This is a genomic window from Paenibacillus sp. YPG26, from assembly GCF_023704175.1.
Classification (GTDB): domain Bacteria; phylum Bacillota; class Bacilli; order Paenibacillales; family Paenibacillaceae; genus Fontibacillus.
The window spans coordinates 2,954,253-2,965,000 of the sequence record NZ_CP084530.1 but is presented as its reverse complement, the minus strand read 5'-3'; the positions used below and the strand labels follow the sequence as shown (position 1 = coordinate 2,965,000).

Genomic DNA, 10,748 nt, shown 5'->3' with positions numbered 1-10,748 from the left:
ACCGTGTGATCTACCCCTGTCCAGGGTGAAGGTGCGGTAACACGCACTGGAGGCCCGAACCCACGTATGTTGAAAAATGCGGGGATGAGGTGGGGGTAGCGGAGAAATTCCAATCGAACTCGGAGATAGCTGGTTCTCCCCGAAATAGCTTTAGGGCTAGCCTCGGAATATAGAGTTATGGAGGTAGAGCACTGATTGGGTGCGGGGCCCGCCAAGGGTTACCAAGCTCAGTCAAACTCCGAATGCCATCAACTTCTGTCCGGGAGTCAGACAGTGAGTGCTAAGATCCATTGTCAAAAGGGAAACAGCCCAGACCATCAGCTAAGGTCCCCAAGTGTGTGTTAAGTGGGAAAGGATGTGGAGTTGCACAGACAACCAGGATGTTGGCTTAGAAGCAGCCACCATTTAAAGAGTGCGTAATAGCTCACTGGTCGAGTGACTCTGCGCCGAAAATGTAACGGGGCTAAACACACCACCGAAGCTATGGCTTGATACATTGTATCAGGGGTAGGGGAGCGTTGTATGTAGGTTGAAGGTGTACCGTAAGGAGCGCTGGACAGCATACAAGTGAGAATGCCGGTATGAGTAACGAAAAGATCAGTGAGAATCTGATCCGCCGAAAGCCTAAGGGTTCCTGAGGAAGGTTCGTCCGCTCAGGGTAAGTCGGGACCTAAGGCGAGGCCGAAAGGCGTAGTCGAAGGACAACAGGCCCAGATTCCTGTACCACCGTAATCCGTTATGAGCGATGGGGTGACGCAGCAGGGTAGTGACGCGGACTGATGGATGTCCGTCCAAGCAGTGAGGCTGGTGTGTAGGCAAATCCGCACACCGTAAGGCTGGGCTGTGATGGGGAGCGAAAATTACAGTAGCGAAGGTCATGATCTCACACTGCCAAGAAAAGCCTCTAGTCAGGAGAAGGTGCCCGTACCGCAAACCGACACAGGTAGGCGAGAAGAGAATTCTAAGGCGCGCGGAAGAACTCTCGTTAAGGAACTCGGCAAAATGACCCCGTAACTTCGGGAGAAGGGGTGCCCCGGTAGTGTGAATAGCACGAGGGGGCCGCAGTGAAAAGGCCCAAGCGACTGTTTAGCAAAAACACAGGTCTGTGCGAAGCCGTAAGGCGAAGTATACGGGCTGACGCCTGCCCGGTGCTGGAAGGTTAAGGGGAGTGGTTAGGGGTAACCCGAAGCTATGAACCGAAGCCCCAGTAAACGGCGGCCGTAACTATAACGGTCCTAAGGTAGCGAAATTCCTTGTCAGGTAAATTCTGACCCGCACGAATGGCGTAACGACTTGGGCGCTGTCTCAACGAGAGATCCGGTGAAATTTTAATACCTGTGAAGATGCAGGTTACCCGCGACAAGACGGAAAGACCCCATGGAGCTTTACTGCAGCTTGATATTGGACTTGGGTACGATTTGTACAGGATAGGTGGGAGCCTAGGAAGCCGGAGCGCCAGCTTCGGTGGAGGCAACGTTGGGATACCACCCTGATCGTATCGGAGTTCTAACCTGGTACCGTAATCCGGTATGGGGACAGTGTCAGGTGGGCAGTTTGACTGGGGCGGTCGCCTCCTAAAGAGTAACGGAGGCGCCCCAAGGTTCCCTCAGAATGGTTGGAAATCATTCGAAGAGTGCAAAGGCATAAGGGAGCTTGACTGCGAGACTGACAAGTCGAGCAGGGACGAAAGTCGGGCTTAGTGATCCGGTGGTACCGCATGGAAGGGCCATCGCTCAACGGATAAAAGCTACCCTGGGGATAACAGGCTTATCTCCCCCAAGAGTCCACATCGACGGGGAGGTTTGGCACCTCGATGTCGGCTCATCGCATCCTGGGGCTGAAGTAGGTCCCAAGGGTTGGGCTGTTCGCCCATTAAAGCGGTACGCGAGCTGGGTTCAGAACGTCGTGAGACAGTTCGGTCCCTATCTGTCGTGGGCGTAGGAAATTTGAGAGGAGCTGTCCTTAGTACGAGAGGACCGGGATGGACGCACCGCTGGTGCACCAGTTGTTCCGCCAGGAGCACAGCTGGGTAGCTACGTGCGGAAGGGATAAGCGCTGAAAGCATCTAAGCGTGAAGCCCCCCTCAAGATGAGATTTCCCAATTAGTAAGACCCCTTGAAGACGACGAGGTAGATAGGCTGGGGGTGGAAGTGCAGCAATGCATGGAGCTGACCAGTACTAATCGGTCGAGGGCTTATCCAACACAGCTTCACGAAGGGTAACTTCGGAAGCAATACAATCTAACACGCACAATTCGTTTCGTATCTAGTTTTCAGGTGATCAAGCCTGAAGAGAATTCCGTTTGGTGGCGATGGCGGAGGGGTTCCACGCGTACCCATCCCGAACACGACCGTTAAGCCCTCCAGCGCCAATGGTACTTGGACCGCAGGGTCCTGGGAGAGTAGGACGCCGCCAAGCGATACCCCAATCGGGGTTTTTGTGCCGGAGTAAGACGGCTACATATAAGGGCCTTTAGCTCAGCTGGTTAGAGCGCACCCCTGATAAGGGTGAGGTCGGTGGTTCGAGTCCACTAAGGCCCACCATCTTGTTACATCATATCATCATGGGGCCATAGCTCAGCTGGGAGAGCGCCTGCCTTGCAAGCAGGAGGTCAGCGGTTCGATCCCGCTTGGCTCCACCATATTCCCTGATAGCTCAGTTGGTAGAGCACTCGACTGTTAATCGAGTTGTCACAGGTTCGAGTCCTGTTCGGGGAGTACCGTTTTTGAAAGTGCTGAGTTAATCAGCACTTTCAAAAACAACAACCTTATATGGAGAAGTGTCCGAGCTGGCCGAAGGAGCACGATTGGAAATCGTGTAGGCGTCACAAGCGTCTCGAGGGTTCGAATCCCTCTTTCTCCGCCATGTGTATACATTTTTGAGCAAGGCCCGTTGGTCAAGGGGTTAAGACACCTCCCTTTCACGGAGGTAACAGGGGTTCGAATCCCCTACGGGTCACCACTTTCATTAAACAGCTTCAAGTGGGGATGAGAACCCATCAGGGTTCGTCGAAGCATAGGCTTCGGTAGGAATACATCGCAGTCTCGTTTGAAGAACGAGTATCCCCTACGGGTCACCACTTTCATTAAACAGCTTCAATCACTTCATCTTATATTTATGGAGGCTTAGCTCAGCTGGGAGAGCATCTGCCTTACAAGCAGAGGGTCGGGGGTTCGATCCCCTCAGCCTCCACCATATTGTACTACTGACGCGGGGTGGAGCAGCCCGGTAGCTCGTCGGGCTCATAACCCGAAGGCCGCAGGTTCAAATCCTGCCCCCGCAATTAATCCCAATGAATAATATGGGATTCATCAAAGTGTGGAGCCGTGGTGTAGAGGCCTAACATGCCTGCCTGTCACGCAGGAGACCGCGGGTTCGAATCCCGTCGGCTCCGCCATTGTCTTATTGATTTTTTTACACCTTGCCGGTGTAGCTCAACTGGTAGAGCAACTGACTTGTAATCAGTAGGTTGGGGGTTCAAGTCCTCTCGCCGGCACCATTTTGGAGGCTTAGTGAAGTGGCTAAACACGGCAGACTGTAAATCTGCTCTCTACGAGTTCGGTGGTTCGAATCCATCAGCCTCCACCAGTTTTTCTTAGAATGTAATATGGCGGTCGTGGCGAAGTGGTTAACGCACCGGTCTGTGGCTCCGGCACTCGGGGGTTCAAGTCCCCTCGATCGCCCCATTTACTTTCTTATTACTGCTACTTACGTTGGGGATTAGCCAAGCGGTAAGGCAACGGACTTTGACTCCGTCACCCATAGGTTCGAATCCTATATCCCCAGCCATTATTACCCCAAAAGGTGAAGCGAAAGCTTTGATGGAGATTCCTAATACTTTTCGGGGACCCCGGTAAACATTTTGAGCCATTAGCTCAGTTGGTAGAGCACCTGACTTTTAATCAGGGTGTCGAAGGTTCGAGTCCTTCATGGCTCACCATTTACCTTGATATCAGGGTGAACAGTGTTACTTGTGCGCGTGTGGCGGAATTGGCAGACGCACTAGACTTAGGATCTAGCGTCTTTGACGTGGGGGTTCAAGTCCCTCCACGCGCACCATTTGCGGACGTGGCTCAGCGGTAGAGCATCGCCTTGCCAAGGCGAGGGTCGCGGGTTCGATTCCCGTCGTCCGCTCCATTTTTTTAATCACGGGACGTAGCTCAGCTTGGTAGAGCACCTGGTTTGGGACCAGGGGGTCGCATGTTCAAATCGTGTCGTCCCGATTGTGATTTTGTAATTGGTGTAGAGTATTGGTATTACGGGACGTAGCTCAGCTTGGTAGAGCACCTGGTTTGGGACCAGGGGGTCGCATGTTCAAATCGTGTCGTCCCGACCATAAATTTTGCGGGTGTAGTTCAATGGTAGAACTTTAGCCTTCCAAGCTAATAGCGTGGGTTCGATTCCCATCACCCGCTTTGAGTGAGCAAGGATGTTATGATGATTCAATCATAACATCCTTTTTCGTTATACAGACTAATTCCTGGAATTCTCAGTGGAGGTTGCTAGTAAGTATCCTAAGATATAGGTTAGAATTAAACTAATTTGTTAATCCAATAAGATGAAGGCCGAGGTTGCTTCATCATTAAGATATACACAGTTAATCCAACCCTCGCTAATCTCTTTACTTCATTTCATGAAGATTTCGCTTTATCCATGCATAGAAAGGAAGTCGGCCTTGATGAGTCATAAGAACGAGCTGTTGAAGCAGCTAATTGCGGAAGGGAGCACTTATGAGTCCCTATATGAGAATCATCCCGATGCCATTTGTGTAATGGATGTGAATGGTCAGTATATTAAGGCGAATCCAGCTGCTCGAAGAGTGACTGGATACACACTGGAGCAATTTAACCGTACACCTGCACATGATCTGTTCACCAAGGAAGACGAAGCCTTGAGAAGTTATTACTTGAACGAGGCACTTCAAGGGAAGACAAGCAGCTTTGAATTGAATTTCACCCGGATGGATGGCCAGGTTCTTGATTTGGATATTACCTACGTGCCGATCAAGGCTGGAGAAGACATTGTAGGTGTACATTCTATATTTAAAGATGTCACTTTAACAAAAGAAATGCAGCGGCGTCTAATGGAATCCGAGAAGTTGTATCAAGTGATTACGAATGATGCCAAGGATGTCATTGCTTTTGCTACTATGGAAGGGAATTGCCTGTCCATCTCTCCGGCTATTTATGAGATTGTGGGCTACACACCTGAGGAGCTTGTCGGGACGCAGCTTAAGGAGCTGTTCGCAGGTGAAGGGACATGGGAGAATAAGGATCTGATTGCCTCTTCAGGTATACTTACGGGAAAACTCCGTCATGCCGATGGACATGAGGTGTGGGTTGAAGCCAGTATACAGAAAGTGCAGGGTTCCAGTACTCAAGCAGACAAGCTACTCATCATTACCCGTAATATTACACCTCGGATGATGGCTGAAGAGCATTTACGGCGAAGTGAACAGAGTCTGGCCCGTGCTCAAGGGATTGCTCATATTGGCTCCTGGGAATGGGATGTGGATCAAGAACGGTTCACATGCTCTCAAGAGTTCAAGAGGATCTACGGTCAAGATTTCGGGCAGTTCTCTTCTCCGTTCGATGAATGGCTGAAGGTTATTCATCCTGATGACAAATTGCTGATTACCGAAGCCTTAGAGGCTGCTTCTTCCCAGGGCGCACAATCCTTTGAATTAGAATTCAGGGTGCTTGGATGCGGAGATACAGAGAAGAATAAAGTTCTATTCAGCCAGACAGATATAGAGTTCGATAAAAAAGGCCGGGTCAAAAGGCTGTTCGGCATCGTACAGGACATTACAGAACGCAACCAGATGGAGAATAGACTTCGGGAGAGCGAGAAGCAGTACAGAATCATCTCCGAGAATTCGCTTGATTTAATATCCAAGCATAAAGCGGATGCAGGGAATACCTACTCGTATGCTTCTCCTGCTAGTATTACCTTGCTTGGTTACGAACCTGGAGAGCTTGTCGGAACCAGTGCTTTTGATTATTTCCACCCTGATGATATAAAGATTGTCCAAGATTACTTGTCGGTACAGCTGCAATATTCGTCAGAATATACGGTTACTTATCGCATTAGGCGCAAGGACGGAGAATACATCTGGTTTGAAAGCACAGGCCGGTATACGTTTGATGATCGGACTGGGGAAATACTTGAAATCGTGGCCGTATCCCGTGATATTACTGAGCGGAAAAATAATGAGCGACGCCTTCAGGAGAGTCAGCAGCGCTATAAGTCACTCTTCGAGTATAGTCCCTCTGCTGTATATTCCTTTGATCTGCACGGGAACTATGTAACGCTGAATTCCAACCTGGAAGCCTTGTCGGGCTACAGTAAGGAAGAACTGCTGGGTATGAATTTCAAACAAATTATTAGCAGTGCTGAAATAAACAAGACGGTTCGTTATTTTGAACTATCCATGAAAGGGGAACCTCAGTCTTACGAAACAACCATTATTCATAAGAATGGTACCCCTGTAGAGCTTAATGTGACGAATGTTCCCATTATTGTGGATCAGAACATCGTGGGAGTCTACGGAATTGCTACGGATATTACGGAGCGTAAGCGGTATACCGAACAGATTGAGAAGCTGAGTTATCAGCATTCCTTGATTCTGAATTCGGTATCTGAAGGGATATATGGACTTGATGAAGAGGGAAAAACCATATTCATCAATCCGGCTGCTTCCAGAATGCTGGGTTACAATATAGCCGAGTTCATAGGCACCGATAACCATCATTTAATCCATCATTCCCGAAGTGACGGAAGTCCTTATCCTGTTGATGAGTGTCTGATTCATCAGACGTTCAGGGACGGAAGAGCCCGTTCGGTTCATGAAGAGGTGTTCTGGAGGAAAGACGGTTCAAGCTTCCTTGTGAATTACCGTGCGGCCCCGTTGTATGACCGTGATCAGATTGTGGGTGTGGTGGTGGTGTTCAACGATGTGACGAATGAACGGGAGATCATTAGAGCGAAGGAATCGGCAGAACGGGCAACGAGAGCCAAGTCGGAATTTCTGGCCATGATGAGTCACGAAATCCGGACTCCATTGAACGGCATTATTGGAATGACGGATCTGCTGCTGGAGACACAGCTTCAGGAAGAGCAGCGGGAGTATGCTGATATCATCTCCGAGAGCGGACGAGCGCTTCTAAAGATTCTTAATGATGTTCTGGATTTCAGCAAAGTTGAAGCTGGGAAAATGGTACTGGATTACGGCTGGTTCGATCTATCTGCCTCCGTATCCAGCGTAATTGATCTATTCACCCCAGCGGCAATGGAGAAGAATATCAGCCTTACTTCTTGGATTGATCCCGAAATTCCTGCAAGAATTCGAAGTGATTCCGCCCGCTTAAGGCAGATCCTGATTAATCTTGTCAGCAATGCCCTGAAATTCACAGAGACAGGCCGCATAACCATCTCTGTTCATCCGGTCTCTGTCACGGGTTCTTCTTCCATGGTGCTTGAATTTAGGGTAACGGACACGGGAATAGGCATTGCGGAAGACAAGCTTGACCAATTGTTCCTGACCTTCTCCCAGCTGCACCCGGTCATTAACCGCAAATATGGGGGAACCGGACTCGGACTGGCCATTTGCAAAAGAATGGTTGAGCTTATGGGCGGTTCTATTTCAGCGGAAAGCCAGGAAGGGATCGGTTCCACATTTCGCTTCACTCTGATTAGTCATGATGAGGAATTAACTTTGCAGAAGAAAGCATGTGAGGGAGATTTGAGAGAGCTCAGCACCCACATTGAGGATCCCGGGTCTATGAACTGGATCCAGTACAAGGATCTGAAAGTGCTGATTGCTGAAGATCATCCTGTAAATGGTCAAATCTTTGTCCAGATGCTTGGGCGTCTGGGGATCAAAGCAGATGTTGCCCATAACGGTGTTGAGGTGGTTGAGGCAGTAAGCCGCAATCCATATGACTTGATATTTATGGATATCAAGATGCCGGTTATGGATGGAGCTAAGGCCGCCAAGATTATCCGCCAGGTGGTTCCTGAGGGCGAGAGGCCTGTTATTATCGCATTGGCTGCACAGGTTAACCATGAGGATGTACAGCTTGGTCTGGACAGCGGAATGGAAGACTATCTTAGAAAGCCATTCAAGCTTCAGGACATTAAAGCAAAGTTGATAGAATGGGGCAGTGTGCTTGCCGAAAGACGGAAGTAGCCTGTAAAAATAATAAGCTCCCTATAAGGCAGTTGGTGCCTTGTAGGGAGCTTGTTCTATTATGCTTGAGTCTTGTTTAAATAGATGATTCCAATGGTCTTAGGGCCGCAGTGACTGCAAATTACACATCCTGCATCGCTAAGCAGCACCTCATGAACGCCAGTTCGTTCTTTGATTAATTGACTCATGGCGATAGCATCTTGTTCTGCCATAGTGTGCACGACAAAGAGCGTATCCTTGTCCATGCTGTCCATATTGGACAGAGCATTCGTAACCATTTGATCAAGCGCCTTGTCGCGGCTTCCGCGGACTTTATAGGCTGGTGTCATTTTTCCCTGCTGAACCTTGATTACTGGACGGATCTTTAGGAGGCTGCCAACCAGATTCTGCATGCCTGAGCATCGGCCGCCTTTGTACAAGTACTCTAATGAGTCGATTACGAATTCGGTATCCACATTGGGCCTGATGGACTCAAGCAAAGATAGGATCTGCTCGGCAGATTGTCCTGCTTCAGCAGCTCTTGCGGCTTTAAGAACCTGGATTCCAATTCCGTTGGATAGATTCAATGAATCGAAGACATGGATACTTCCATCCGGGAACTCTCCTGAGGCGATAACCGCATTCTGATACGTAGAAGAGAGTTCAGAAGAAAGGCTTATGTAAATGATCTGGTCACCTGCATCGACATAAGGTGAAAAGGCAGAGATGAAGTCGGCAGGGGACGGTGCGGCTGTCTTAGGCAGCTTCCCAGTCTGAGTAACTTTGGAGTATAAGCCGGGCGGTGTTAGATCAATTCCGTCCCTGAATGTCTCACTATTGAATACAACATACAATGGAATAACTCCAATGTTATATTTGGCTACCAGATCGGAGGGAAGATCTGCAGTGCTGTCGGTAAAAATCTTTATTTTTCCCATAGTATTCACCTTTCTGACTATAAGGCAGTCTATACTTACAGTTGGCTCGTGCGAACAAAGAATAGGATTAGCATGAAAATAGGAGGTATGGCGCAAATGATAACTCCAAGAATGGCAAACAGCTTCTTGCGGTTCTTAAGGGCTAACCCTATTATACCCAGAACGGAACCCGTAAGGGTGAGAATAATTGCAGCCAATACAATTAATCCGGCCACCATAAATCCAGCATGATTCATAATTATCTCGTTAGTAACGGGAACTCCACTGATAATCAGACCTCTGGACGTATCCAGAACGATCGCAACTGCAGCAATATATGCAATCAGCGCTAGAAGGCTAACTACAAATGAGGCAATTCCAGGCCCGGAATGCTTGGTATTTGGATCAAGTGGGGGATTCAGATGGTTTGCATTGGATTCCATTAACTTATCTCCTTTTTAGATGACTTACAACATAATCTCGTATTAATTTTTCATAATTTCAAGAAAAAATCAAGAAGACTTTGTGAATGGCCTAGGTTTTTGTAGCAAAATGAGCTTATAATGCGATAAGATTAACAGCAGAATGAGTATGAATTAAGGTATAGAGGAGCTGAATAAGTCATGCATCGCAAGTATGTTGGAATCGGAGCACTTCTGCTGTTGTTAGGAGTTGCGGTTGGAGCTTTTGGCGCTCATGCCCTTGAGAAGGTGCTGGGGGTTCATACCTCTACCTATGAGACAGGTGTTCATTATCATATGATTCATGCTATAGGGATTATCCTTATTGCTCTTGCGGCAGGCAGTTGGGGAGTGTCAGCCAGGCTGGTATGGGCTGCACGTCTTATGATAATTGGAATCGTATTGTTCTCAGGCAGCTTGTATGTATTAAGTATCAGCGGTCTCAAGTATTTGGGTGCTATTACCCCTTTCGGGGGAGTCGCCTTTATTGCGGGTTGGCTGCTGCTGGCCCTGGAAGCTTTCTCGAAGAAAAAATGAACAAAAGGCGTTTTTCGGCGGAATACCGAAAAACGCCTTATTTGTTGTGAAGCAGTCTCGTTACTGATCTCAGGCATCCACGAAATCAATAATCTCACTGAGCCTGAAGTTATACACCTGCTTCTCATCCACATGATAGACATTCATGGTTCGGGTATCAGGAGCATAGTTCAAGATGCGGCACGGAATGGCGATCCGCTCCCGGTTCCGTTCGACCGAGAGCCGGACCAGCTTATTGTTGGACACGTAGCTTTGAATCCAGGATTGGATGGCCTCATCGCTCATGTTCCCAATAGAACTGTTGGCTGCTGTTCCGGAACCCGCTTCTGAAGGCTTGGCTGGCTGAACGTTAGGCTCTTCTTTGACTTGTGCCTTGGCAGCCTGCTCATCTGCCTGATGACGGAAAGCCTTGGCAATCATGGCCTGTCTCTTGGCGCTTAACGTAGCTTCAATGATTTCTCCCAGTTCTACGCCTGACTTAATCCGGTAGTCTACAAGATCGCCGGAATTAAGCAGCTGGAGTAAAGCCTGGAGAGCCATAGCATTGGATTTATCTTTAATTAAAATATCGACATTAAACAAGTAGGCAAGTTGCTCGTCATGTTTTGTGTTGGTCATAGGCCCCTTCATATCCTGCTTTTTCTTAAATCATACCATTAAATTATG

5 protein-coding genes, 18 tRNA genes and 2 rRNA genes (1 of these 25 only partly in view) are annotated in these 10,748 nt (G+C 48.5%); 22 read left to right on the top strand and 3 right to left on the bottom strand.

The window, feature by feature from the left end; all coding sequences use genetic code 11:
• The 21 genes from LDO05_RS14050 to LDO05_RS13950 all read left to right on the top strand — a co-directional run.
• Positions 1–2,202 (top strand): 23S ribosomal RNA (locus tag LDO05_RS14050) (it extends 727 nt beyond the left edge of the window).
• 99 nt (positions 2,203–2,301) lie between these two features.
• Positions 2,302–2,418, top strand: a 5S ribosomal RNA gene (gene rrf, locus LDO05_RS14045).
• A 48-nt stretch (positions 2,419–2,466) separates the two neighbouring features.
• Positions 2,467–2,543 (top strand) — tRNA-Ile (locus LDO05_RS14040).
• Between the two features lie 22 nt (positions 2,544–2,565).
• Positions 2,566–2,641 (top strand) — tRNA-Ala (locus tag LDO05_RS14035).
• 3 nt (positions 2,642–2,644) lie between these two features.
• Positions 2,645–2,717: transfer RNA gene (locus tag LDO05_RS14030), tRNA-Asn, on the top strand.
• A 56-nt stretch (positions 2,718–2,773) separates the two neighbouring features.
• A tRNA-Ser gene (locus LDO05_RS14025) sits at positions 2,774–2,865 on the top strand.
• 21 nt (positions 2,866–2,886) lie between these two features.
• Positions 2,887–2,961, top strand: a tRNA-Glu gene (locus tag LDO05_RS14020).
• A 158-nt stretch (positions 2,962–3,119) separates the two neighbouring features.
• Positions 3,120–3,195 (top strand) — tRNA-Val (locus LDO05_RS14015).
• Positions 3,196–3,209: 14 nt separating this feature from the next.
• Positions 3,210–3,283: transfer RNA gene (locus LDO05_RS14010), tRNA-Met, on the top strand.
• A gap of 37 nt (positions 3,284–3,320) precedes the next feature.
• A tRNA-Asp gene (locus LDO05_RS14005) sits at positions 3,321–3,397 on the top strand.
• A gap of 26 nt (positions 3,398–3,423) precedes the next feature.
• A tRNA-Thr gene (locus LDO05_RS14000) sits at positions 3,424–3,499 on the top strand.
• Between the two features lie 4 nt (positions 3,500–3,503).
• Positions 3,504–3,588 (top strand) — tRNA-Tyr (locus LDO05_RS13995).
• A 22-nt stretch (positions 3,589–3,610) separates the two neighbouring features.
• Positions 3,611–3,686 (top strand) — tRNA-His (locus LDO05_RS13990).
• A gap of 28 nt (positions 3,687–3,714) precedes the next feature.
• Positions 3,715–3,789, top strand: a tRNA-Gln gene (locus tag LDO05_RS13985).
• 75 nt (positions 3,790–3,864) lie between these two features.
• Positions 3,865–3,940: transfer RNA gene (locus tag LDO05_RS13980), tRNA-Lys, on the top strand.
• 35 nt (positions 3,941–3,975) lie between these two features.
• Positions 3,976–4,059: transfer RNA gene (locus LDO05_RS13975), tRNA-Leu, on the top strand.
• Between the two features lie 3 nt (positions 4,060–4,062).
• Positions 4,063–4,137 (top strand) — tRNA-Gly (locus LDO05_RS13970).
• Between the two features lie 12 nt (positions 4,138–4,149).
• Positions 4,150–4,223, top strand: a tRNA-Pro gene (locus LDO05_RS13965).
• Positions 4,224–4,259: 36 nt separating this feature from the next.
• Positions 4,260–4,336: transfer RNA gene (locus tag LDO05_RS13960), tRNA-Pro, on the top strand.
• An 8-nt stretch (positions 4,337–4,344) separates the two neighbouring features.
• Positions 4,345–4,415: transfer RNA gene (locus tag LDO05_RS13955), tRNA-Gly, on the top strand.
• 263 nt (positions 4,416–4,678) lie between these two features.
• Positions 4,679–8,188 (top strand): PAS domain S-box protein, encoded by a 3,510-nt coding sequence (locus LDO05_RS13950; protein ID WP_251376002.1) that lies wholly within the window; start codon positions 4,679–4,681, stop codon positions 8,186–8,188.
• 59 nt (positions 8,189–8,247) lie between these two features.
• Here LDO05_RS13950 and LDO05_RS13945 read toward each other — a convergent pair whose 3' ends face one another.
• Positions 8,248–9,105, bottom strand: coding sequence for a DegV family protein (locus tag LDO05_RS13945; RefSeq protein ID WP_251376001.1), 858 nt, complete (start codon positions 9,103–9,105; stop codon positions 8,248–8,250).
• Between the two features lie 35 nt (positions 9,106–9,140).
• Positions 9,141–9,527 carry a hypothetical protein gene (locus LDO05_RS13940; RefSeq protein ID WP_251376000.1) on the bottom strand — a complete coding sequence of 129 codons (387 nt, stop codon included), beginning with the start codon at positions 9,525–9,527 and terminating at the stop codon, positions 9,141–9,143.
• 180 nt (positions 9,528–9,707) lie between these two features.
• Between LDO05_RS13940 and LDO05_RS13935 the strand changes: the two genes are divergently transcribed.
• Entirely contained in the window at positions 9,708–10,082 is a 375-nt protein-coding gene (locus LDO05_RS13935) for a DUF423 domain-containing protein (RefSeq protein WP_251375999.1), read from the top strand.
• A 69-nt stretch (positions 10,083–10,151) separates the two neighbouring features.
• On the opposite strand, the gene LDO05_RS13930 is transcribed toward LDO05_RS13935, so the two are convergent.
• The gene (locus LDO05_RS13930; protein WP_251375998.1) at positions 10,152–10,700 is read right to left on the bottom strand and encodes a hypothetical protein; all 549 of its coding nucleotides are present in this window, start codon (positions 10,698–10,700) and stop codon (positions 10,152–10,154) included.
• Between the last annotated feature and the right edge of the window lie 48 nt (positions 10,701–10,748).

Coding starts and splice junctions, on each gene's coding strand:
- LDO05_RS13935 (WP_251375999.1), top strand. CDS start 9,708: ATGCATCGCAAGTATGTTGGAATCGGAGCACTTCTGCTGTTGTTAGGA.
- LDO05_RS13950 (WP_251376002.1), top strand. CDS start 4,679: ATGAGTCATAAGAACGAGCTGTTGAAGCAGCTAATTGCGGAAGGGAGC.
- LDO05_RS13945 (WP_251376001.1), bottom strand. CDS start 9,105: ATGGGAAAAATAAAGATTTTTACCGACAGCACTGCAGATCTTCCCTCC.
- LDO05_RS13940 (WP_251376000.1), bottom strand. CDS start 9,527: ATGGAATCCAATGCAAACCATCTGAATCCCCCACTTGATCCAAATACC.
- LDO05_RS13930 (WP_251375998.1), bottom strand. CDS start 10,700: ATGACCAACACAAAACATGACGAGCAACTTGCCTACTTGTTTAATGTC.